At 71.2% G+C, this 22,028-nt stretch carries 19 protein-coding genes; 10 read left to right on the plus strand and 9 right to left on the minus strand.

What is annotated here, in order from left to right:
- Nucleotide 1: 1 nt before the first annotated feature.
- The 8 genes from ACFO3J_RS28430 to ACFO3J_RS28465 all read right to left on the minus strand — a co-directional run bounded on the left by ACFO3J_RS28430 (nucleotide 2) and on the right by ACFO3J_RS28465 (nucleotide 9,025).
- Nucleotides 2-952, minus strand: a complete 951-nt coding sequence (locus ACFO3J_RS28430; RefSeq protein ID WP_386435207.1) for an NAD(P)-dependent oxidoreductase — start codon at nucleotides 950-952, stop codon at nucleotides 2-4.
- A 56-nt stretch (nucleotides 953-1,008) separates the two neighbouring features.
- Nucleotides 1,009-1,653, minus strand: coding sequence for a phenazine biosynthesis FMN-dependent oxidase PhzG (phzG, locus tag ACFO3J_RS28435; RefSeq protein WP_386435210.1), 645 nt, complete (start codon nucleotides 1,651-1,653; stop codon nucleotides 1,009-1,011).
- Between the two features lie 193 nt (nucleotides 1,654-1,846).
- Nucleotides 1,847-4,105, minus strand: a complete 2,259-nt coding sequence (locus ACFO3J_RS28440) for an FAD/NAD(P)-binding protein (protein WP_386435213.1) — start codon at nucleotides 4,103-4,105, stop codon at nucleotides 1,847-1,849.
- Nucleotides 4,106-4,143: 38 nt separating this feature from the next.
- On the minus strand, nucleotides 4,144-5,280 hold the full coding sequence (locus ACFO3J_RS28445; RefSeq protein ID WP_386435215.1) for a pyridoxal-phosphate-dependent aminotransferase family protein: 1,137 nt from the start codon (nucleotides 5,278-5,280) through the stop codon (nucleotides 4,144-4,146).
- Nucleotides 5,281-5,328: 48 nt separating this feature from the next.
- Nucleotides 5,329-6,204, minus strand: a complete 876-nt coding sequence (locus ACFO3J_RS28450) for an amino acid kinase family protein (protein ID WP_386435218.1) — start codon at nucleotides 6,202-6,204, stop codon at nucleotides 5,329-5,331.
- A complete protein-coding gene (locus tag ACFO3J_RS28455) occupies nucleotides 6,201-6,869 on the minus strand; it encodes a thymidylate kinase (RefSeq protein ID WP_386435221.1) in 669 nt (222 codons plus the stop codon). The genes ACFO3J_RS28450 and ACFO3J_RS28455 overlap by 4 nt, the downstream gene beginning before the upstream one ends.
- 97 nt (nucleotides 6,870-6,966) lie before the next feature.
- Nucleotides 6,967-8,172 carry a nucleotidyltransferase family protein gene (locus tag ACFO3J_RS28460; RefSeq protein ID WP_386435224.1) on the minus strand — a complete coding sequence of 402 codons (1,206 nt, stop codon included), beginning with the start codon at nucleotides 8,170-8,172 and terminating at the stop codon, nucleotides 6,967-6,969.
- Nucleotides 8,165-9,025 carry an isocitrate lyase/phosphoenolpyruvate mutase family protein gene (locus ACFO3J_RS28465; protein ID WP_386435226.1) on the minus strand — a complete coding sequence of 287 codons (861 nt, stop codon included), beginning with the start codon at nucleotides 9,023-9,025 and terminating at the stop codon, nucleotides 8,165-8,167. The genes ACFO3J_RS28460 and ACFO3J_RS28465 overlap by 8 nt, the downstream gene beginning before the upstream one ends.
- Before the next feature lie 522 nt (nucleotides 9,026-9,547).
- Here ACFO3J_RS28465 and ACFO3J_RS28470 point away from each other — a divergent pair.
- The 9 genes from ACFO3J_RS28470 to ACFO3J_RS28510 all read left to right on the plus strand — a co-directional run bounded on the left by ACFO3J_RS28470 (nucleotide 9,548) and on the right by ACFO3J_RS28510 (nucleotide 17,773).
- Nucleotides 9,548-10,210: an MBL fold metallo-hydrolase gene (locus tag ACFO3J_RS28470; RefSeq protein ID WP_386435229.1), complete on the plus strand. Its 663-nt coding sequence runs from the start codon at nucleotides 9,548-9,550 to the stop codon at nucleotides 10,208-10,210.
- Nucleotides 10,211-10,223: 13 nt separating this feature from the next.
- Nucleotides 10,224-10,499 (plus strand): phosphopantetheine-binding protein, encoded by a 276-nt coding sequence (locus ACFO3J_RS28475; protein ID WP_386435232.1) that lies wholly within the window; start codon nucleotides 10,224-10,226, stop codon nucleotides 10,497-10,499.
- Nucleotides 10,496-11,938, plus strand: coding sequence for an ANL family adenylate-forming protein (locus ACFO3J_RS28480; RefSeq protein ID WP_386435235.1), 1,443 nt, complete (start codon nucleotides 10,496-10,498; stop codon nucleotides 11,936-11,938). The genes ACFO3J_RS28475 and ACFO3J_RS28480 overlap by 4 nt, the downstream gene beginning before the upstream one ends.
- The gene (locus ACFO3J_RS28485; RefSeq protein WP_386435237.1) at nucleotides 11,935-12,483 is read left to right on the plus strand and encodes a hypothetical protein; all 549 of its coding nucleotides are present in this window, start codon (nucleotides 11,935-11,937) and stop codon (nucleotides 12,481-12,483) included. Before ACFO3J_RS28480 ends, ACFO3J_RS28485 begins: the two co-directional genes overlap by 4 nt.
- The gene (locus tag ACFO3J_RS28490; protein WP_386435240.1) at nucleotides 12,480-13,682 is read left to right on the plus strand and encodes a 4-hydroxybenzoate 3-monooxygenase; all 1,203 of its coding nucleotides are present in this window, start codon (nucleotides 12,480-12,482) and stop codon (nucleotides 13,680-13,682) included. Before ACFO3J_RS28485 ends, ACFO3J_RS28490 begins: the two co-directional genes overlap by 4 nt.
- The gene (locus ACFO3J_RS28495) at nucleotides 13,679-15,127 is read left to right on the plus strand and encodes a condensation domain-containing protein (protein WP_386435243.1); all 1,449 of its coding nucleotides are present in this window, start codon (nucleotides 13,679-13,681) and stop codon (nucleotides 15,125-15,127) included. The genes ACFO3J_RS28490 and ACFO3J_RS28495 overlap by 4 nt, the downstream gene beginning before the upstream one ends.
- Complete coding sequence (locus tag ACFO3J_RS28500) at nucleotides 15,124-16,065, plus strand: ABC transporter ATP-binding protein (protein ID WP_386435246.1); 942 nt, start codon at nucleotides 15,124-15,126, stop codon at nucleotides 16,063-16,065. The genes ACFO3J_RS28495 and ACFO3J_RS28500 overlap by 4 nt, the downstream gene beginning before the upstream one ends.
- Nucleotides 16,066-16,104: 39 nt before the next feature.
- On the plus strand, nucleotides 16,105-16,899 hold the full coding sequence (locus ACFO3J_RS28505) for an ABC transporter permease (protein WP_386435249.1): 795 nt from the start codon (nucleotides 16,105-16,107) through the stop codon (nucleotides 16,897-16,899).
- A 67-nt stretch (nucleotides 16,900-16,966) separates the two neighbouring features.
- Nucleotides 16,967-17,773: an ABC transporter permease gene (locus ACFO3J_RS28510; RefSeq protein ID WP_386435251.1), complete on the plus strand. Its 807-nt coding sequence runs from the start codon at nucleotides 16,967-16,969 to the stop codon at nucleotides 17,771-17,773.
- Between the two features lie 31 nt (nucleotides 17,774-17,804).
- Here ACFO3J_RS28510 and ACFO3J_RS28515 read toward each other — a convergent pair whose 3' ends face one another.
- Nucleotides 17,805-18,602 carry a hypothetical protein gene (locus ACFO3J_RS28515; protein WP_386435254.1) on the minus strand — a complete coding sequence of 266 codons (798 nt, stop codon included), beginning with the start codon at nucleotides 18,600-18,602 and terminating at the stop codon, nucleotides 17,805-17,807.
- Nucleotides 18,603-19,271: 669 nt separating this feature from the next.
- Here ACFO3J_RS28515 and ACFO3J_RS28520 point away from each other — a divergent pair.
- Nucleotides 19,272-21,953 (plus strand): hypothetical protein, encoded by a 2,682-nt coding sequence (locus tag ACFO3J_RS28520; RefSeq protein WP_386435257.1) that lies wholly within the window; start codon nucleotides 19,272-19,274, stop codon nucleotides 21,951-21,953.
- Nucleotides 21,954-22,028 lie beyond the last annotated feature (75 nt).

Below are 22,028 nucleotides of genomic sequence, written 5' to 3' on the forward strand. Positions count from 1 at the left end.
TTCAGCGCACCTCCGTGGGGACGGGCATGCCGGCCAGCGCGAGCGTGAGCCGGTCCACCAGGGCGCGGCCGAGCCGCTGCTGGGCGCCGTTGGTGGTCGCCCCGATATGAGGTGTCAGCACCACGTTGTCCAGCGCCGCCAGCTCCGGGACCCCGCTCTCGACCGCGTGCACGTCGAGGGCCGCGCCGGCGATGGTGCGGTCGCTCAGGGCCTGGAAGAGGGCGTGTTCGTTGACGACCCCGCCGCGCGAGACATTCACCAGATACGCGTCGGGGCGCATCAGGCCGAGTTCGGCGGCGCCGATCAGGCCGGTGGTCCCGGGGGTCAGCGGCACCGCGAGGCAGACGACGTCGGCGCCGGTGAGCAGTTCGTCCAGCGGGGCCAGCGCGATGTCCCGTTCGGCCAGGGTGTCGGTCCGCTCGGGCGTCGGGCGCTGCACGGAGGCGGTCACGGTCATGCCGAAGGCGTGCGCCAGTCGTACGATCCGGCTGCCGATGGCTCCGAGCCCGATCATGCCCAGCGTCCGTCCCTCCAGTTCGGGGCCCGCCAGCCGCGGTTTGTCCCAGATCCCGGCGCGGATCTGGCGGTCCGCCAGCGGGATGTGCCGGCAGACCGCGAGCATCAGGCCGAGCGCCAGTTCCGCGACCGCCCCGGCGGACATCCCGGGGAGGGTGAAGACCCGGACGCCGGCCTCCCGGCAGGCGTCCAGGTCGATGTTGTCCGTGCCGCTCCCGGCGCGGGCGATGAGCTTCAGCCGGGGGGCGGCGCGGATCACCTCGGCGGTGATCTTCACTCCGCTGCGGACGACGAGGACATCGGCGTCCGCGGCGGCAGCGGGCACGGCAGGTTGATCAAGCTTCAGCCGGACCGACACGTCGTGGTCGCGGCGAAGGGAGTTCAGGGCCTCATCGTGGACGGGGTCGAGCACCACGATGTGCGCGCGTCGCTGCATGGGTGAGGTTCCGTTTCTCGGCTCGGTTCAGCGGATGCTCCGGGTGGCGTCCTTGATCAGGGTTGCAGCCTGGCCCACCGCCAGCCGGCCGGCTCGTCGGCGGACAGTTCGTAGCGCAGCCGGCGGTGCAGCCGGTCGGGACTGCCGTACCAGAACTCGACGACCTCGGGGACGAGCCGGTATCCGGACCACTCCCCCGGGCGGTCCACCGGTCCGCCGGCCGCGACCAGCGCGCCGGCCCGGTCCTTGAGGTCGGCCTCGGACTCCAGCGGCCTGCTCTGCCGTGAGACGGCGGTGGTGGCGCGGGCCGCCAGCGGGCGCTCGGCGAACAGCCGGTCCGAGTCGGCCGCCGAGAGCGTCTCGACCGGTCCGGCGACGGTGATCTGCTGGAGTGTCTCGCGCCAGTAGAAGGTCATCGAGGCGCTCGGCCTGACCGCGAGGTCACGACCCTTGCGGCTGCCGGTGAAACTGGTGAACACCAGTCCCCGCGCGTCGAGTTCCTTCACCAGCAGCACCCGGGTGGACGGCTGTCCTTCCGCGTCCGCCGTGGCCAGCACCACCGCGTGGGACTCGCGCACGGCCCGTTCCACGGCGCTGTCCAGCCAGCTGCGCAGCAGGCCGATCGGGTCCGCCGGGGGCGTGTCGAACTCCGGGAGCACCAGGGAGGTGTCCCCGCTGAGGGTATTGGTGGGGTGGGGCATGTCGCTGTCTCTCCTTGAGCATGGTGGTGGCGGTGCGGGGACCCGGACTCACGGCCGGGACGGGGTGGCCCCGGTCCGGTGCCGCGGCGCGGTCTCCGGATGAATCCGATCATCCGTCAGATCATCCACCCGGCCGCGCGGTCGCCGGGAGACGGGGATCCGCCGCGCTCGCCCGGCCGGGCCGGCCGTCCGGTCACCCGTGCCCCGCCGTCAGCAGGACGGACGGCTCCCGGCCGGGGTCGTCGTCCCGGCCGCGGTCCTGGCTGTGCCAGAACTCGTTGATCCAGCAGAGGATGTCCTGCATCACATGGTGGTTCTGATTCGGCCGGAGCGCCCCCAGCTGGAAGAACATCACCCCTTCGCTCGGCGGTCCGAGCAGGGTGAGCCGCCGGTCGACGGTGCCGTCCTCGCGCACCGGGTGGAAGTCCTCGGTGAGGTCGAGACCGCCCGGTGTGAAGTCCGGCTCCCCCTGGCCGGGGTTGCTCCAGATCCGTACCAGCCCCTTGCGCAGCATGCTGGGGTAGAGCGGCAGCACGTCGTTCCTGGCGTTGAACGGGTGCACGCGGGAGTCGACCAGCAGGTCCAGCCGGCGGGTCACCCCGGTGGCCGGCCCGGTGACGAGGAACCGTCCGGACTCCTCGTCGCCGGACAGCGTCGCGTCCGGTCCGACCGAGACGTCGACCAGTCCGTGCCGGATCGCGGCCCGGACCTTCTCCATCACCTCCAGCGCCGCCCCGTTGCACAGGCGGTTGTGGTGGCGCATGAAGACGTCGAGGAAATCACGGTGCGAGGCGGCGTGCAGGCCGCCGAAGTCGACGGCGTGGGCGAGCACGTCGCGCAGATCGCGCCACACGCCGTCGGCCGCCGCCTTCGCCGGGTTCCACAGGTTGTCCTGCGCGGCCCAGCGGTGGTCCAGGTCGAGGAAGTCCAGTACCGCGTCCCGGTACTCCTCGCCGGTGGCGTAGGAGCCGCGCGGCACCGGTTCCAGCGTGCGCTGCCAGGAGAAGCGGTTGTCGGCGGCCCGGGTGGGGTGGCGCCAGGGCGAGACCTCCGACGCCAGCGCCGAGGCGAGCGCCAGCGGGTCGTCCAGCAGCCCGGCCAGTTCGGCTCCCCGGGCCCGGCCGAACACCACGGCCAGATACCGGCGCAGCAGCCGCTCCCTGTCCCACGGCAGTTCGGTACGCGGCGGCACCGCGCCCGTCAGCACGCCGTCCACGTAGCCGACCGCCTGGTCGACGGCGGCCTCGACGGGTGCGAGCAGCCGGTCCGTCGACTCCTCGGCGCTCCGCTCCGCGCCGCCGTCCGCCAGGAACTCCTCCCAGCCGGGGAGCGCCCGGGCGCGCAGGTGGGAGCCGAACTCCGCCCCGAACAGGGTGGTGTAGTAGAGCTGGGCCATCTCCAGGACGATCAGCGGCAGGACGTGCCGCCGGAAGTCCAGCTGGTACTGCTCCCGCTGGCCGATCCGGACCGGGCGCCCGGCCGAGACCCGCAGCCGGTCGATCGCCGGTTCGGTCAGGAACACCCCGGTGTGCTCCAGCTCCTGGGGGTTCTTCTCCTTGGCGTTGAACGGGCGCGCGAAGGTGAACAGCCCGCTCCGGCTGAAGACCACGATCGAGGCCGGCTCCCGGCCGGAGGGCCGGTAGACCGTGCTCCCGTCCGGCTGCCGCTCGAACACCCCACCGCGTCCCTCGGTGAGGTGGAGGATCACGTCGATGGCGGTGAGCCCCATGCCCACACAGCCCACCACCTGCTCCGGGGTCGCGGCGGACTCCTCGATCGAGGTCTCCAGCGGATAGGCGCTGGGGATGAAGCCGACGCCGTTGCGCCGGGCGAAGTCCGACCAGGCCGCCTGGAGCGGGTAGTGCCGGGGGTCGTTGGAGGAGTGGCCGGTCAGCATGAGGACGTGATCGGCGACAACCGGTTCCCCGCCCCGCGAGGTGATCACGGCCAGGCGTCCCGCCTCCCGCTCCGCCAGGTCGACCACCTCGGCGGGGTGCAGGTGCACGCTCACACCGGGGACCGACCGCAGCAGCCCGACGTAGCGCTCGAACTGGTCGCGCAGGGCCAGTCCGTGCACATAGCGCTTGGGCCAGTCCTCCGCCTTCAGGTCGAAGACCGGGTCGCCGGTCTGCTCGAACCGGGCGCGGCACCACTCCAGCAGTGTCGGCCGGTCCGCCGGGTCCAGCAGCGGGCCGGCCCCCAGCACGCTCTCGTCCGCGGCGAACGCCACCTGGCCGACGATACGGTTGAGGAAGCTTGTCTCCGGCTGGCCGGGACTGTGCACCTGCCCGGCCCCGAAGTTCCCCGAGCGGTCGTAGACGTGCACCTCCAGGGCCGGCGGCCTCTCACGGGCGGCGACGGTGGCGGCCAGCCGGTCCAGTACGTAGGTGCAGCTCGGACCCCCGCCGACGATGGCCACACAGGTCGGGGCGTTGGTGTCGATTCCTGTCACAGGGATTTCCTTTCCGGTCGCCGGGGCGGGGGACGGGTTCACCGGGCCTGGTCGGCGTACTTGGCGACGACGCGGTCGTAGGCGGGGAAGAACTCCGCCACGTCGGCGGCGCCGAGCTGGCCCATGTTGGCCACCCGGAACCAGCCGGCCAGCTGGTCCTGGGTGGCGTAGACGACATAGCCCTCCGCCTTGAGGCCGTCGTGCAGCTGGTCGTACGTCAGGTGCGGCGGAACCGCCACCGTGGTCACGGAGTTGGCCCGGTGCTCCGGGGGGAGCAGGAAGCGCGCTTCCCGCTCGGTGAAGGCCGCCCGGATCGCCTCGGCGTGGGCGGCGTAGCGCGCGCCCCGGGCCGGGACGCCCTCGTCGATCGCCAGATCGAGGGCCACCTCGAAGGCGGTCATCACCTGGACCGCGGGGGTGAACATCGGGGCGTGCTTGCGGTCCTGGGACATGTAGTGGCCGTGCAGGTCCAGGTAGAAGGTGCGCGGGGGCACCGACGACAGCCGCTCCAGATTCTCGTGCGAGGCGCAGACGAAACTGACGCCCGGCAGCCCTTCCAGGCACTTGTTCGCGGTGCCCACGCACCAGTCGATGTGGTCGGCCCGCATGTCCAGCTGTTCGGAGCCGAGGCTGCTGATGGCGTCGACGATCAGCGAGCGCCCGCGGGCCGCGACCACCGCGCCGATCTCGCGCAGCGGGTTGAGCATGCCGGTGCTGGTCTCGTGGTGGACCATGCCGACGTGGGTGATGCCCGGGTCGAGTTCGAGCGCCCGGTCCACCTCCGCCGGGTCCATCGGGCGGGTCCAGCCGAACTCCAGGCGCTGGTACGGGACGCCGTGCAGCGAGACGATCCGGAACATCCGTTCGCCGTAGTGCCCGTTGTCCAGGATCAGGATCCTGCCGTCCTGGGGCACCACCGAGGACAGCGCGGCCTCCAGCGCGGCGGTACCCGAGCCTGCCAGCAGGACGGACGTGTCGGTGTCGGCGCCGCCGCAGACCGCGGTCGCCTTCGCCCGGACGCGGTCCATCAGGGCCGCCGCCTCCGGTTCGCGGTGGCACTGGTCGGGGGACGCCATCGCGGCCCGCACGTCCTCGTGCACGTTGACCGGACCCGGGTTGAGCAGGATCAGGCGGCCGGACGAGGAGAGCGACGGGGGCATGGTTGCCGAGGACAAGGTGGCACCTCCACGGGAGTGACTGCGGTAAGGGGAAGCCGGCGCGGGTCAGCCGGAGTGCTGCGCCGGGCGGGAGCCGGCGGGTGGGGAGATCAGGGTGCGCGGCAGGTCCGGCGGCCACTCGTCCATGGGCGAGAACAGGTGGCGCAGATCCCGGGCCGCGCGGTCGCCGCGGGCGATCACGCATTCGGCGCCGCGGCGCGCGTGGGCGACCAGCGCGTCGAGTTTGCCGCGCATCGCGTCGCTGGTGTCCCAGGGTGCGGTCTCCCACACCAGCGCGTAGGCGGGGCCGGGGTCGTCCGGGTCGACCCGGTCCAGTACGGCGGCGCCGCCGGGGCGGTCCGCGAGCACCCCGGGCACATCGGTCAAGGTGACGATGCGCACCGGGGCCCACGCCTCCCGGACCAGGATCCCCGGGACATGGTCGCTGCCGAAGATCCGCAGTCCGCCGCTGGGGGTGAGCAGGCAGTCGCCGGACAGCACCGGGAGGACGCGCTTCTCCAGCAGCCGGCCCACCGTCGCCGTCTCGGCCTCGACACCGTGCTCGTACTCCGCGCACAGTGCGGCGACCTGTACCGGCAGGGCCGGGACCCCGCAGGCGCGCAGCGCCGTCGTCCAGGCCCACTTGACCGCGAAGGTCGCCCGGGTCAGGCCGAGTACGGCATGCGGATCGTCCTCGTCCAGGCCGCGGGTGGCGCCGTGGCCGAGGGATCCGCCGCCCGCCACCAGGACGAGCCGGCCGGGGAAGGCCGCCGCCAGGTCGGCGACCTGGGCGGCGAAGTCGGCGACCGCGGCGGTGTCCAGGTCGCCGTCCCGGCCCTTGTCCGAGACCAGGCTGCCGCCGATCTTGAGGACGAGGAGCCCGGGTTCCCCCGGTCGCAGGCCCTCGGCGAGCGGACGGGCCGAAACCGCGGCGGTGGTCACGCGATGGCCTCCGACGCCCGGCGTCCGGCCGGTGCGGCCGACCGGACCAGTTCCGTCACCTGGTCGACGACGGTGGCGAGGTCGGCGCCCGCGTCCAGCACCACCCAGTCGTGCTGCCGGGCCCAGTCGTCCATCAGGGCGAGGATCCGCCGCTGGTGGTCGAGGAAGCTGCCGCGGGAGCAGCTCGGATCCATACCGCACTCATAGGGCACGACATCGCGTCCGACCTTGCGCTCCCAGGCCTGCTCCGGCTCCACGCGCAGCTGGACGACCAGCTCGGAGCGGGGCAGTCCCGCGGTCACCGACTCCGCCCAGGAGCGGTCGAGGCCGTAGACGATCTCACTGGCCGCGTGCTTCATCCAGTAGCCGTCGAGCAGGGTGAGCGTCCCCGGACCGGCCGCGGCCGGGATCCGCGCCAGCAGGGCGGCCGCGATCGACCACATCAGGAAGAGGAAGCGGACCGGATTGGGCATCTCGGCCACGCACAGCCGGGTGTCGGGGACATCCGGCCTCATGAAACGGGCCGACGGGTACGCGGGGTTGTCCACGATGTCCCAGCGGTCGACATGCTCGACCGTGAGGCCGGCCGCGGCCAGCCTCGCGCTCACCTCGCGGGAGACCGAGGACTTGCCGGCCCCGTCGGTGCCTACCAGGGAGACGATCACCGTCCACCCCCTGGACCGCGCGGGGGCGCCGGAATGCGGTACATGGCCATCGATTCGTTCCGTCCTGCGAGTGGTGGGCGGGCGTTCGGCCGGGCGCTCAGGCGTGGTAACTGGCGGACAGCACAGCCTGGCCCGGGCCGGTGTGCCCGGCGGCGCCGCCACTGCTGCTGCGGCCGGTGTCGAACAGCCGGCCGATGAAGTCCTGCGACCATTCCGCCGTCGTGCCCTCCAGCGCGCCGAACTGCTCCAGATAGCCGATGTCGGCGGGCCGCAGCCGGGCGAGGATGCCGGCCGGCACGGCTTCCGGGTGGAGCAGCGCGGTGAAGTGCAGGGTGTAGTAGGCGATGGCGCTCGCCCGGCTGCGCTCCACCCGGGCCGCGAACGCCTGCCAGGTGTCGGGCCCGAAGGATTCGGCCAGCAGCGCGACGTCGAGGAACTTGCTCAGTTGCAGGTCCATGCCCTCGCGGATGAACGTCGTGCTGGTGGCCTCCTTGTACAGGTGGGAGCACAGGTCCAGCAGGCAGTCCTCCGGGTCGAGCATCCAGCTGTCGGCCCCGCAGATGACGGCGGGCACCGCCCGGGAGAGCAGGTCGCCGACGGGGGCGTCGATGTCGGCGTTCCGCTGGAAGATGCTGTGGCAGAGGTCGACGTTGAAGTCGGGGATGTCCTGGCGGTTGCCCGGTTTGCGGTAGGGGAGCTGATTGCTCAGCTTCATCCGCCAGAACATGTGGGTGGCCTGCGAGAACGGCTCTATCCGGTCGCCGTCAGCCGCCAGTTGGCCCTGGCTGTAGCCGTGGCGCTTGAGCAGGTCGTCGGCCCGGGCGGCGTCGGCGCGGTCCAGCAGCAGGTCGAGGTCGTTGATCCGCCGGGCGGCCGGATCGTGGTGGAGGTGCTCCGCCAGCGCGAAGCCCTTGCGGACGGCGTAGCGGATGCCGGCCGCGGCCAGGTCGTCGAAGAGCCGGCCGAACTCGTCCGACAGCGCCTGGTTGCGCTGCCGGTTCCCCAGATAGGCGGAGGCGAACAGCCAGGGGTACGGGAAGCCGTCCGTCGACTCCTCGCGCCGGTCCAGCCGGTAGCGGTGGACATGACGGCCGACCAGGGGCAGCACCTTGTGCCGGGCGGCGGCGTCGAGGAACGCGCCCCAGTCCAGATCCTGCCGGGAGGCGAGTTCGCGGACCTCGGTCACCTGCTGCGGCGTCAGCCGCAGCCGGCTCAGCGCCAGCAGCAGGCGGGCGTAGCCGGGCAGTCCCCCGGCGGACGGCGGGTGGGCGGCGGACGGGGCGTCCGCGTCGCGCTCAGGCATCGAGCTTCTGCCACTCGGACAGCCGCTGCAATTCGAAGACGTCGCCGATGTCGGCGATCGAGTCCTCCACCGAGGTGGTGTCCCCGGAGCGGTAGATCTCCTCGAAGGTGTGCCGCAGCGAGGCGACCACGGCCCGCAGCCCCTGGTTGGCGTAGATGACCACGGACACGCCCGCGGCCACCACCTCGTCGATGTGCCAGTCCGGGTATGTGGTGGGCACGATGACGACGGGGCGCCGGCCGTCCCACTGCGCCAGGAACTCCAGGACCTGGGCGTTGGTGCGGCTCTTGGAGTGGATCAGTACCGCGTCGGCCCCGGCCGCGCAGTAGGCGTGGCAGCGCCGCAGCGCCTCCTCGACGCTCATGCCGCTGATCAGGGCCTCGGTGCGGGCGATGACGAAGAAGTCCTCGCTGCTCTGTACGGACTTGGCCGTCTCGATCTTCGCGGCGAAGTCCTCGGTGCTGAGCAGCTGCTGCCGGTCACCGACGAAGCTGTTCATCTTGGGGAAGAGCTTGTCCTCCATGCAGACCGCGGTGATGCCGGCGTCCTCGAACTCGCGGACCATGTGGGCGACGTTCATGTTGCCGCCGTATCCGGTGTCGCAGTCGGCGACGACCGGGATGCCGAGGGCCTTCTGCATGTGGGCGGCGCACTCGAGGTATTCGGTCATGGTGAGGATGCTGGCGTCGGGGAGGCAGCGTGCGGCGGAGACCTCCAGGCTCGATGACCACACCGCCTGGAAGCCGGCCTGCTGAGCGAGAACAGCACCCAGTGCGTTGTGCGCGCCGGCGACTCGGACGGGGCCGCCGGCCTTCAGGACGGACCGGAAGCACGCATATCGGGGTGAGGACACGGACGACTCCTTCTAAGGGCAGATCAGTGTCTGTACTGCCTGGCGGTGGAGCGCACTCAGACGGGGAAACGGACCGGCATCGGACCCTGCTGCCGCGTCGTCAGGCAGCCATGAGGTGCTGTGGGCAGAAACTGTAGGTGGACGGCAGGCGTCGCGCAAGTAATTGACAGAAAGCAGATATTCTTTCGCCGATTGACCGGAGAGAGCACTCTCAATTGCGCACATCGGCCAGCAGTGCCCGGTTTGCCGGAGATTTCCTGCAATGGCGGCCAGGTGGCAGCAACCGGCCAAGTTGCGTTTCCGATCGCTCTTTTTGATGGCCGATCCCTTATGCGCGAGGGGCGTCGGCGCATTCCACCGGGTTTCCCGACGGCCAGGCCTTGCTGCGACGGGCACCCGTCGATAAACTCCGGACCGCTGCAAATTACTTGCACAATATTGCAAATAGTGACGCCAGAGCTGGTCGTGGATCGGACCGCGGCGGTGTGCGAGGGCGGAGAAAGGGTTGCGGAAGCCATGCGCATGACCTTGTTGGGCCACTCCTGTGTTCGCGTCGAGCACGCGGGGGCCACACTCGTCGTCGATCCCGGGTGCTTCAGCGACCCTGCCGCGCTGGACGGCGCGGACGCGGTCCTGATCACCCATCAGCACGACGACCACCTGGACGAGACGCGGCTGCGCGCCTTCGCGGCCGACCGTCCCCACCTGGAGGTCTGGACCACGCACGACACCGCGGACAAGCTCGGCGACCTGGGCAAGCGCGTCCATGCCGTCACCCACGGGCAGGAGTTCAGCGCGGCCGGCGTGGCGGTCGCCGTGTTCGGCGACACGCACGCACGGGTGCACCCCTCCCTCGGACAGGTCGACAACATCGGCTTCCTCTTCGAGGGGCACCTGTTCCATCCCGGCGACGCGCTGACCGTCCCCGACGCGCCGGTGACCGAGCTGCTGGTGCCGGTGGCGGCGCCCTGGGTGAAGCTCGCCGAAGTCGCCGACTACGTCGAGGCGGTCGGACCGGACCGGGCCTACCTCATCCACGGCGCCCTGCTCAGCGAGGTCGGCCTGAACCTCTACCACCGCGTGCTCTCCACGCTCACCGGCGCGCCCGAACGCCGTGAACTGAATGCCTCTGATTCCGGCCATCACGTCGACACCGATGACGCGTCCCGTGTGCCGCGCCCATGAAAGGAAGTCGGAAATGAACGAGAGAGGGCAGCTCCTCGAATCCGTCACCAGCCAGGTCCGGGTGATCGTCCCGAACGAATCCGAACACGCGATACACGAGGACGGCGATCTTCGCGATCTCGCCTCCTTCGACTCCCTCGCCTTCATGGAACTGCTCGTCTGGCTGGAGACCGTGCAGGGAATCGCCATACCCGACGAGGAACTGCTGCTGGAGAACTTCAGCTCCATCGGCAAGATCGTCGACTATGTACTGGAGAGTTCCGTCCGGCCCGGTCGGCTGCCCGCATGACGCCGGCCAGGGAAGGGACGGGGAGCCAGGACAGCCTCTTCGACGCCGTGTCGAAGGCCGCCCCCCGCGTCGACGCGATGATCCTGGCGACCGCCAGCGGCCAGTGGAGCTTCGCCGAGATCCTCGCGGCCGCCGAGCGGTTCGCCGACCACATCGCCCGCCAGCGCACCTCCGGCCTGCTGGTCGTCGCCCAGGTGTCGGACGCGGCGGCCACCGCGATCGTCGCGCTGGCCTGCGACCTCGCCGAGGTGCCGGTGGTGCACAGCGACCCGGCCGCCCCGGTCGTCATGGACGGCCTGATCGTGCGCGACGCGCACACCCACCAGCCCGAGGACCAAGCCGCCCGCTGGGGGAGCGACCGCAGCCCCGCGCTGTGGACGCACCTGCAGGGCGCGCCGGTCAGCCTGGCCAGCGTGGCGCCCCGCTCGCAGATCTTCCTGACCTCCGGCTCCTCCGGCACGCCGCTCGGCGTGGTCCGGCCCGCCGCCAAGGTGCTGGTGGACTGCCACCGGATCGCGGACTTCCTCGGCTACGAGGACGGGCGACCGGTCCTGGTCAGCACTCCGGCCTTCCACTCCTACGGGTTCACCTACGGACTGCTGGCCGCCATGCTGCGCGGCGCCGCCTCGGTGCACCGGTCCCCCCGCTCGCTGCCCTCCCAACTCGCCCGCACCGCGGCGCAGCTGGCGCCCAGGACGCTGATCGGGCTGCCCTTCACCTTCCAGCTGATCGCCAAGGCCGACCGGGACGACTTCCCCGGCCTTCGGCAGGCGGTCTCCTCCGGCGCCCCGCTCCCCCCGGACGTCGCCGCGGCTGTGGCCGCCTCGCACGCGTTCGCGCTGCACAACGCCTACGGCTCCTCGGAGACCGGTGCCGTCTCGCTGGCCCGTATCCACGGCGAACCCCGGCACGGCGACGTGGGGCGTCCGCTCCCGCGCATCGGTGTGCGCCTCGACACCGCGATCACCGCGGTCGCCGCGGACCCCGAGCGGGACGCCGGCGGCGGCGAACTGCTGCTCAGCACGGACTCGCTGGCCTCGGGCTATCTGGGACCCAACGGACTGCTCCCGCTGGCGGTCGAGGGCGAGTGGTACCGCACCGGGGACCTCGCCGACGTCCGGGACGGACAGCTGCGCCTGCTCGGCCGGGTCAGCGACGTCATCAACGTGGCCGGGGAGAAAGTACGTCCGATCGAGATCGAACGCGTCCTGCTCGAACACCCGCTGGTCCGCGAGGCCCAGGTGTTCGCCTCCCCCGACGCCACCCGCGGACAGATCCCGGTCGCCCGGGTGGTCGCCTCCGGCGCGCTCGCCGAGGAGGACGTGCTGCGCTGGTGCCGTCAGCACCTGGCCCCGCACCAGCTCCCGCGCCGCATCGACTTCCTGGACGAGCTGCCCCGCTCGGCGACCGGTAAGCGGATCAAGGGGCTGGCGACATGACCGGCCGGCCTGTCCCGGGGCGTTCGGCGACCCTGCTGCCGGCGGACCTCGCACGGCTGCCGGCGCCCACCCGGATGCTGCTGGGCTCGGAGGGTTCGACCACGGTCCTGCTGGAGTCGCTGGCCGGGGTCGTCGTCAGCGTCCATGTGCAGGCGAACCGCCCCATGACCGGAGCCGGACTGCCGCCCCGGATCCGCGGCGCGCTGGGCGTCGGCGCGGCCGACGAGGTGGTGCTGCGCGAATCGGAGCTGCGCACCGCCGCCGGCGAGACGGTCAGCGTCAACCGGGTGGCTTTCCGGGCCGACGGCGCCCCCTGGCTCGCCGTATCGGTCGGACGGACCCCGCTGGGGCACCAGCTGCAGGACCGGGGATCGCTCCAGCGACGCGATTCGCTGAGCCGCGGGCTGTCCACCTGGCCGGCCGACGGCCGGCCCTGCGCCTTCAAGGAGTACCTGATCCACTGTGCGGACGGAGCCATGATCTACGTGCACGAGACCTTCAGTCCCCAGCTGGTCCCCCTGTCCGCGAAGGAGGGCCCCGCATGACCGCGGCCACGCCGCGGACCACGGTGGGGATCATCGGCGCGGGGCCGGCCGGACTGCTGCTCGCCCGGCTGCTGCACCGGGCCGGCGTCGACTGCGTGGTGCTGGAGCACCGGGACCGCGACTACGTGGAACGCCGGCAGCGCGCGGGGACCCTGGAGCAGACCACCGTCGACGCGCTGCGCGACTGCGGCGCCGGTGAGCGGCTGGACCGCGAGGGGCTGTTCCTGGACGGCATCGAACTGCGCTTCGGCGGCCGTGCGCACTCCATCGACTTCGCGTCCCTCGCCGGGGGGCGCGGCGTGGCGGTGTACCCGCAGACCAAGGTGGTCCAGGACCTGGTCGGCCTCCAGCTGGCCGACGGGCCGCCGCTGCTGTTCGAAGCCCGGGTGCACCGGGTGACCGGGACCGACGCGGACCGCCCGGTGATCCACTACACGTACCAGGGCGAGGAGCGCACCGTGCGCTGCGACTACGTGGCGGCCTGCGACGGCTCCATGGGAGTGGGCCGTCAGACGGTCCTCGACCACGGCGGCCGGCTGTTCGGCCGCGGCTACCCCTATTCGTGGTTCGGCGTCCTGGCCGATGTCGCGCCCTCCTGCGACACCCTGCTCTACGCCCACTCCCCCAGCGGCTTCGCCCTGCACAGCATGCGCTCGCCCACCGTCAGCCGGCTGTACCTCCAGGTCCCCAACGGCACCCGGGCCGAGGACCTGGCGGACGAGCAGATCTGGGACGCGCTCTACGCCAGGTTCGAGGTGGACGGGGACTGGAAACTGCGGCGCGGGCCGATCACCGCGAAGTCGGTGATCCCCATGCGCAGCGAGGTCGTCGAACCGATGCGCTCCGGCCGGCTGTTCCTGGCCGGGGACGCCGCCCATGTGATGCCGCCGACCGGGGCCAAGGGGCTGAATCTGGCGGTGGCCGACGTGCTGGTCCTCAGCCGCGCGCTGATCGACCTGCTGCGACACGGCCGGCCCGCCCTGCTCGACGCGTACTCCGACAGCAGTCTGCGCCGGGCCTGGCAGGCCGAGCACTTCTCCTGGTTCATGACCCGGACCATGCACCTGGCCCCGGACCAGTCCCCCTTCGACACCCGGCTGCAGCTCGCCGCCCTGGACCAGCTGGTGTCATCGCCCCTGGCCACGGCCGAATTCGCGCACAGCTACGTCGGGCAGCGCCTGGAAGGAGACCACGTATGAGCTCCCCCTCGGCCGTCCCGGTCCGCTTCGGGGCGGACGCCCCGGCGCCGGCGCCGATGACCTGGGGCCAGCTGGCCATCTGGGACGTCCTGCGCTGGCTGCCCGCGGACGACGACTCGCTCAACCAGCTCGACTGGCTGCCCGTCCCGGACGGCACCCGGCTCGACCAGGTGACCGCCGCGCTCCGGATCGTCGTCGAACGCCACCAGTCACTGCGCACCACCTACGCCGAGGAGGACGGCCGGCCGGTCCAGCGGGTGCTGGCCGCGGGGGAACTCGCGCTGGAGCTGAGCGCGGCGACCGCCGCGGACCTCGGCGAGGCGGCCCGGGCGCTCGGCGACCGGCTCCGGCGGGGCGCCTTCGACAACGCCCATGACCTTCCGATCCGTGCGGCCGTGCTGCTCCGGGACGGATCCCCCGCGGCGATCGTGCTGGTCATCAGTCATATGGCGGTGGACGGCTGGAGTTTCCAGGTGGTCACCCGGGATCTGCGCACGCTGCTCGGTGCGCCCGTTCCGACGGTGGACGCCCTGCCGCCGCGAGCCCGGCAGCCCGTCGAGCGGGCCGCCTTCGAACTGTCGGCCGGCGGCGAACGCCTGGAGGCGGCCACGCTGGAGCACTGGTCGAGCAGGCTGCGGTCGATGTCGCCGACGATGCTGGAGAAGCCGGCCGGACCGGAGGCCGTCTCGGGCGACTGGGCCAGGATCGACTCCCCCGCGACGGCGCTGGCGGCCGAGGCACTCGCCACCCGGGCCGGTACGAATCCGGGGACCGTCCTGATGGCGATGCTGGCGCTGCTGCTGGCCTTCCGGGTGGACGAGCCCGAGGCGGCGATGCGACTGATCGTCACCACCCGTTTCACCGCCGAGGACCGGGACTTCGTCGGTGCCTTCAATCAGAACGCGCTGCTGCACCTGCGGTTGCGCGAGGAGTCGGCGCAGCAGTATCTGCGCAGAGCGGCGGCCTCGGCGTTCGCCGCCTACCGTCGCTGCGAGGCCGATCCGCGCAAGGTCGAGCAGCTCGTCGCCGACATCGCGCGGGAGCGGGGCTTCACCCCGGACGGCTACTGCTTCTTCAACGACGTCCGCTTCACCGGCGCCGACCGGTCCGCCCGCGCGCAGGGCGACCGGACGGGCCCCGCGCCGGAGGCCGTCACCGCGGCCCTGGGGCGGACCCGGCTGGAGCGGCTGCACAAGGACGAGCGGCAGAAGGGCGCCAAGCTCTTCGTCTACCTGCAGGAACTCCAGCGGACCTGCCGGATCACCTTGTGCCTGGACCCGGCGTTCCTCGGCTCCTACCGCGGTGTCGACCTGCTGGCCGACCTCGAACGGCTGCTGGTGCGGTCCGCCATCGATCCCGACGCGTCGGTCGCCGAGGTGCGCCGGTCGATCAGCCCCGCACTGTCGGCGACGACAGGGCACGACAAGGAAGAGGACATCACGTGACACAGGCCGCGGACGAACTCCTGGTCCAGGCAGAGGGCCTGCGCAAGGTGTACGGCTCGGGATTCACCGCCGTGGACGGGATCGACTTCCAGCTCCGCAAGGGTGAGGCCTTCGGATTCCTCGGGCCCAACGGCGCGGGCAAGTCCTCGACCATGCGGATGCTCGGCTGTGTGTCGCCGCTGAGCGGCGGCAGCCTGCGCATCCTCGGCCTCGACGCGGCGGAGCAGGGCTCCGCGATCCGCGCCCGGATCGGCGTGGTGCCGCAGGACGACACCCTGGACACCGAACTCACCGTGCGCGAGAACCTGTTGATCTACGGCCGCTACTTCGGGCTGGCCAAGCCGGTGATCCGGGAGCGGGCCGGCCGGCTGCTGGAGTTCGCCCGGCTGACCGACAAGGCGGACGACCAGGTCGAAGCGCTGTCGGGAGGAATGCGGCGGCGGCTCACCATCGCCCGCGCGCTGATCAACGACCCGGAGATCCTGCTGCTGGACGAACCGACCACCGGCTTGGACCCGCAGGCCCGGCACCTGCTCTGGGAACGCCTCTACCAGCTCAAGTCGGAGGGGGTGACCCTGATCCTCACCACCCACTACATGGACGAGGCGGAGCAGTTGTGCGACCGGCTGGTGGTCATGGACGCCGGCCGCATCGTCGCCCACGGGACGCCGCGCGAACTGATCGGGACCCATGCCACCCGTGAGGTCCTGGAGCTGCGCTTCCCTCCGAACGAGCAGCAGGCCGGGGCGGAGAAGCTGGAGCCGCTGGCCAAGCGCGTCGAGGTCCTGCCGGACCGGGTGCTGCTGTACTGCGAGGACGGCGAGGCGACCCTGGCCGCGGTGCACGCGGCGCAGATCACCCCTGTCACGGCCCTCGTCCGCCGGGCCGGCCTGGAGGACGTGTTCCTGACCCTGACCGGCCGCACCCTTGTCGACTGACCGACCCACGCCGACCATCGATTCCCCGAAAGGCCCGCAATGGCCCTGACCTTCCCCTCGGCACCGCCTCCCGCGCTGCGGGAGTTCGGCTACTGGATGCACCGCTACCGCAGGGTCTGGCGCGGCACCGTGGTCGTCAGTGTCGTCAACCCGCTGCTGTTCCTCGCCGCGATGGGGGTCGGCCTGGGAAAGCTGGTGGACCACGGTGGCAGCGGCTATCTGCACGGGGCCTCCTACCTGACGTTCTTCGCCCCCGGGCTGCTGGCCGCCGCCGCCATGCAGAACGCCTTCGTGGACTCGGCGGGCCCGGCCTTCCAGTCGGCCCGCAAACGCGGCAACTACCGGGCCGCCGCCGCGACGCCGATGCGTCCCGCCGATGTCTTCGCCGGTCATCTGCTCTTCATGGCGTTCCGGATCGCGATCAGCGCGCTGGCCTTCGTGATCGTGATCGTCGCCACCGGCGCCGTCCCCTGGCGGCACTCGCCGCTGCTGCTCCCGGCGGCGCTGCTGACCGGTCTGGCGTTCGCGGCACCGATCGCCGCCTGGGCCATCACCGTCACGCAGTTCGCCCGGATCAACGGTGTCTTCCGCTTCGTGCTGATGCCGCTCTACATGTTCTCCGGCACCTTCTACTCGACCGAGCAGCTGCCCGGATGGCTGCGCTCCGTCATCGAGTGCACGCCCCTCTACCACGGCATACAGCTGTGCCGGGAACTCGCGCTCGGCACCGCGACGCCGGCCGCCACCGGCGTGCACATCGGCTACCTCGTCGCGATGACCACGGCCGGCTTCCTGCTGGGACGGCGCACGTACACCCGCTATCTGCACAGCTGACCGCACCCGACCTTCAGGTGCCCGCTCCACCGTCCGCCCGCGATCCGGAAGGCAGGCCCGTACGCCCGTGACCGAACTCCGCCTCCCCCACGACACCGTGCCCGTCCGCCGCTTCAGCGGGGCGGGGACCATGGTGGAACGCAATCTCCTGATCTACCGCCACACCTGGTATCTGCTGCTGGCCGAGGTCTTCGAGCCGGTCCTCTATCTGCTGTCCATCGGCGTCGGTATCGGCGAACTCGTCGGCCGAGTTCCGGGGCTGGGGGATTCCACGGTCGGCTACTCCGCCTTTGTCGCGCCCGCGCTGCTGGCCACCGCGGCGATGAACGGCGCGATGAACGAGACCACCTTCAATATGTTCGCCAAGCTCAAGCTGAACCGCACCTACCAGTCGATCCGGGCCACACCGATGACCGCCCGGGACATCGCCCTCGGGGAAGCGCTATGGGCGGTGCTGCGCGGCACCCTGATCACCACCGGTTTCCTGGTGGTGGTGTCCGTGCTGGGCATGGCGCACTCGCCGGGGATACTCCTGGTGCTGCCCGGGGCGGCGCTGATCGGCTTCGCCTTCGCCTGCGTCGGCCTGGTCGTGGTCACCCACCTCCGCAGCTGGCAGGACTTCCAGTTCATCCAGCTGGCGATGCTGCCGATGTTCCTTTTCGCCACGACCTTCTACCCGCTCGGGGTCTATCCGCGCTGGCTGCAGATCGTCGTCGAATGCCTGCCGCTGTACCAGAGCATCGAGCTGGTCCGTCAGCCGTCACTCGGCCAGTTCGGCGCCGGGCTGCTGCTGCCGACCGTGTATCTGGCCGCCCTCGGCCTGCTGAGCCTGCGCTGGGCGATGGCCCGGATCGACCGGGTGCTGACGGACTGACGCCCGCACCCGGCCGGCCCGGCCGACGCGGCTACGGCGGTGGATCGGATACCGCTCCGGGGGGCGTGCCCGGAGCCACCATCCCCAGATGCGCGGCGCGCACCCCGGCGGCGAAGCGCGAGTTCGCACCCATCCGGCACATGAGCGCGGCGACCCGCCGCCGGTAGGTGCGCAGCGAGAGTCCCAGCGAACGGGCCGCGTGTTCATCGGTGTAGCCGTCGCACAGCATCCGCAGCACATGGAAGGCGTCCTGGTCGTAGAGCCAGGTCTGCCGCGCCGTCGCCAGGTCGACGGCGCCGTCCCACACCGCGCGGTGCATCTCGGAGAGTGCCCGCGCCACGTCCCGGTGCCGGCTCGCCACCAGCTCGGCGTCCCCGGCTCCCGCGCCGCCCATGACGGCCAGTTCGGCGTCGACGACGGCGGCGGCCGGAAGCGGGTACGGCAGCAGCCGGATCTCGGCACCGCTCCGGGACAACTCGACCAGCTGGGCGACCGCCGAAGCGTCGGTGAGCAGCCCGCAGGGAAAGATCATCCGGACCCGCCCGCCCCGGTCCAGCAGCTTCAGGTGCAGTCGCCGTAACAGCACCGCGCCGCGCTCCTGGAAGGGCGTCTCGTACATCGACTGAACCTGGACGGTCCGCAGACAGGCCCGCTTGACGGCGCTGGCGATCACCGCTTCGGCACTGTCCGGATCCGTCTCCCCGAGCCGCACCGCCGCCGGATCAGCGGTGACGGTCGACCGCTCACTCTTCGTCCGGCGACCGGAAGGACTCGGCTCCGATTCCTCCGCCAGTTCCCGATGGCCGACATGGAGATGCTCATGTCTCATTTCCCCGCCCCCGTGCAGTTCGAATCAGCCTAGTTGATGGACCAGGGACCCAGCAGCGAATATTCGAAAAGCGCTGCCTCACGGGATGACGTCGAGGCGGACGCGGTGATATCCGATGTTAGGGCCATCCCGGTCGCCGAAGACCAGCAGGTAAATCGGCGGTGCCTGCCGGGTGTCGGCGCGGTCCGTCCCGCTTCGCCGACATTCCCGATCGGGCGCGGCGGCGAGATCGGCGGGCCGCCCGGACCGGACGAGGACGCCGATACATCAGGCATCGCCGCAGGCCCAGACCTGGGCGGGTCATCCGAGGAAGCTGCCGGCCTGGGCGACTGTCCATACCGGCCGGGAAGTTGGCCGCTGGTGTGCGGCCGGCTCGGAGTCCCGGCAGGAGACTCGGACGGCCGCGTGGCCGCTGTGCGCAAGTCCTTGACAGGGGATACGCGCGGGCCGAATATTCACCAAACATCGGATGTAAGTGAGGGCAGGGGCCTGCTGGTGCAGGCCCCTGCCCCGCTCGCCGACGCCCGGTCGTCCTCCGGCCCCGGGTCCCCCGACATGCACCGCCTCGATGAACATGCGCGCCGGCCCCGGCACCCGCGTGGGTGCGCCGGCCGGACCAGCCTTCGGCCGTCCACGGGCCGCTCATCCGTGCCAGGGAAGGAACCACCCGTGTCATCACGTGGCTCGATCATGCCGAGGGCGCTGCGCCGCTTCGGCCCCGTCGGGGCGATACTCGGTCTGGCGCTGGTGGCGCCCGGCGTCCAGTCCGCCACCGCCGTTTCGTCCGTGACGCTCTACGCCTCGCCGTCCGGTACGGGTTCGGCCTGCTCGTCCTCGTCCCCGTGTTCTCTGCCGGGGGCCCAGAGCGCGGTACGGGCGCAGCTCGCCGCGAACGGCTCCGCGGACGTCAGCGTGCTGCTGGCCGACGGTACGTACCGGCTGTCGAGCACCTGGAGCCTGGGCGCGGCGGACTCCGGCACCCCGGGTCATCCCGTGGTGTGGAAGTCCGCGCCCGGGGCGCATCCGGTGATCTCCGGGGCCGCGCAGATCACCGGATGGACGCAGCTCGGATCGAGCGGAGTGTGGTCGGCGCCGGTACCCGTCACGAGCGCCAGCCGCCAGCTGTACGTCGGCGGTCACGAGGCGCCGGTCGCGCAGGCGTCCCCGGCGAGCCTGGGTTTCCGGGGCTCGTGGACCGGATCGTCGACGGGCTACACGATCTCCGCCGACCAGGCGGCGATGGCGTGGTTCGGGTCGCTGACCGCGAGCCAGGTGGCGGGAGTCGAGTTCGACTACCCGGGCGGCAACGGGCCGTGGACCGAGTCGAGATGCCGCGTCGCGAGCTTCTCGGCCTCGGCCGGGACGCTGAAGATGAGCCAGCCCTGCTGGACCGACGTGACCGCCCGGGCGTCCTTCGCCCACGGCAGCGGCGGCCTGCCGTCCATGGCGAACAGCACGATGCCCGCGCTCGTCGAGAACGCGCAGCCACTGCTCGGATCAGGGCAGTGGTTCCTGGACGGCGCCGGCGGCACGCTCTACTACAAGCCTTCGCCGGGCCAGCAGATGACCGGCCTGGACGTGGAACTGCCGCGCCTGGAGTCGCTGGTCCGGGGCGCCGGTACGCTCGCCGCGCCGCTGCACGACATCACCTTCAGCGGCCTTCAGTTCTCGTACGCGACCTGGAACGCCCCGTCCACCAGCTCCGGGTTCGCCGACGTGCAGAGCAATCTGCGGATGACCGGCGCGAACAACCAGAGCATGTGCACCTTCTCCACCCCCGCGGGCAGCTGCCCCTGGGGCTCGCTGACCCAGCCGCTGGCGAACGTCGCGTTCACCGCCGCCAGGAACGTCACCCTCACCGGCAACCGGTTCGCCGAACTCGGCGGCGCGGGCCTGAGCGTGATGTACGGATCGGCCAACACCCTCGTCCAGGGCAATGAGTTCACCGACACCGCCTCCACCGCGATCCTGCTCGGCTGCACCTACGACCCGCTGCCGACCGACCAGTCCGAAGCCGCCGGAATCAAGCAGAACTGCACCCCCGACGCCTCGGCGGTCAGCGGCGACACGATCGGGACCAACGAGATCCTGACCGGTACCACCGTGGCGGACAACGTCATCCATCACATCGGCACCGACTACTCGTCGGCCAGCGGCATCACGCTGCTGTTCTCGCAGCACACGAACATCACCCGCAACAACCTCTACGACCTGCCCTACACCGGTATCACCGCCGGCGTCGTCCAGGGCCACGTCGACCAGGCGAGCAGCCCGCAGAACAGCACGAACATCAACAGCTCGAACGCCATCAGCGACAACATCTTCCACAACTACCTGTCGGTCCGCAGCGACGGCGGCGCCGTGTACGTCGAGGGACACCAGGCGCAATACGTCTACCAGTCGGACGGAACCACGATCGACGCGGCGCAGACACTGGCCAAGGGCCTTCAGGTCACGGGCAATGTCGCCTATGCCGGTCCGACCACCAACTTCACCTACTACGACGACGCCGGCTCGGAATGGGTCAACTGGCAGGGGAATGTCGCCTTCAGCGCCGGCGCCAGCTCACAGGGCGGCTGCAGCCCGACCGGCCACTTCTGGATCACGGGCAACTACTTCTCCGCGGGCACCCAGTCCTACCCCTGCGCCCAGCCGGTCGACACGCACGCGAGCGGAAACACCTCCATCCCCGCGGCGCCCAAGCCGGCGGACCTCCCCAGCGCCCTGCTGAGCGCCGCGGGCGCGGGGTCCGGCTCCTTCTCGCCGGTCCTCAACGTCACTCCGAGCATCTTCTACGTCTCGCCCACCGCGAACGCGACCCAGGTCCTGCTCGCCGGTGAGGGGTTCGGCCCGGCGACGCCGGTCTACATCGGCACCACCCAGGTGAGCAACGTGACCCATCTGTCCAGCGGATTCATGGTCGTACCGATTCCGGCCGGCACCACCGCGGCGCAGATCTCCGTCACCCCGCAGGCCCCCGGCGCGACCCGGCTCAACGACGACGACAGCAGAATCACCTACAGCGGCTTCACGTACGCGAGCGGCCGCACCTACGGCGACTACCAGAACGACGTCCACTACGCGACGGCCAACGGGTCGACGGCGACCCTCGGCTTCACCGGGACCGGGATCCAGGTCTACGGCGAGCAGTACACCGACCAGGGGAACATCGGCATCAGCATCGACGGCGGATCCCAGCAGACCGTCAGCACCCTGCCGAGCGACGGCGCCCGGCACGCGAACGTCGCGGTCTACACCTCCGGCCAGCTCTCCTCCGGCGCGCACACCATCACGGTGACCAAGCTCTCCGGCCAGTACAGCACCCTCGACGGCTTCACCACACGAAGCTGAACGAACCGGCGGGCGGCCCGGCCCCGAACCCGCCGGCCCATATCGAGGTCGAACAGGTCGTGCTGAAGGTACGGC

The organism is Streptomyces polygonati (assembly GCF_042650325.1).
GTDB lineage: Bacteria > Actinomycetota > Actinomycetes > Streptomycetales > Streptomycetaceae > Actinacidiphila > Actinacidiphila polygonati.

Excerpts from the sequence above, each read along its gene's own strand:
- ACFO3J_RS28430 (WP_386435207.1), bottom strand. The coding sequence starts at position 952 with ATGCAGCGACGCGCGCACATCGTGGTGCTCGACCCCGTCCACGATGAG.
- phzG (WP_386435210.1), bottom strand. The coding sequence starts at position 1,653 with ATGCCCCACCCCACCAATACCCTCAGCGGGGACACCTCCCTGGTGCTC.
- ACFO3J_RS28460 (WP_386435224.1), bottom strand. The coding sequence starts at position 8,172 with ATGCCTGAGCGCGACGCGGACGCCCCGTCCGCCGCCCACCCGCCGTCC.
- ACFO3J_RS28470 (WP_386435229.1), top strand. The coding sequence starts at position 9,548 with ATGACCTTGTTGGGCCACTCCTGTGTTCGCGTCGAGCACGCGGGGGCC.
- ACFO3J_RS28475 (WP_386435232.1), top strand. The coding sequence starts at position 10,224 with ATGAACGAGAGAGGGCAGCTCCTCGAATCCGTCACCAGCCAGGTCCGG.
- ACFO3J_RS28480 (WP_386435235.1), top strand. The coding sequence starts at position 10,496 with ATGACGCCGGCCAGGGAAGGGACGGGGAGCCAGGACAGCCTCTTCGAC.
- ACFO3J_RS28485 (WP_386435237.1), top strand. The coding sequence starts at position 11,935 with ATGACCGGCCGGCCTGTCCCGGGGCGTTCGGCGACCCTGCTGCCGGCG.
- ACFO3J_RS28490 (WP_386435240.1), top strand. The coding sequence starts at position 12,480 with ATGACCGCGGCCACGCCGCGGACCACGGTGGGGATCATCGGCGCGGGG.
- ACFO3J_RS28495 (WP_386435243.1), top strand. The coding sequence starts at position 13,679 with ATGAGCTCCCCCTCGGCCGTCCCGGTCCGCTTCGGGGCGGACGCCCCG.
- ACFO3J_RS28505 (WP_386435249.1), top strand. The coding sequence starts at position 16,105 with ATGGCCCTGACCTTCCCCTCGGCACCGCCTCCCGCGCTGCGGGAGTTC.
- ACFO3J_RS28515 (WP_386435254.1), bottom strand. The coding sequence starts at position 18,602 with ATGAGACATGAGCATCTCCATGTCGGCCATCGGGAACTGGCGGAGGAA.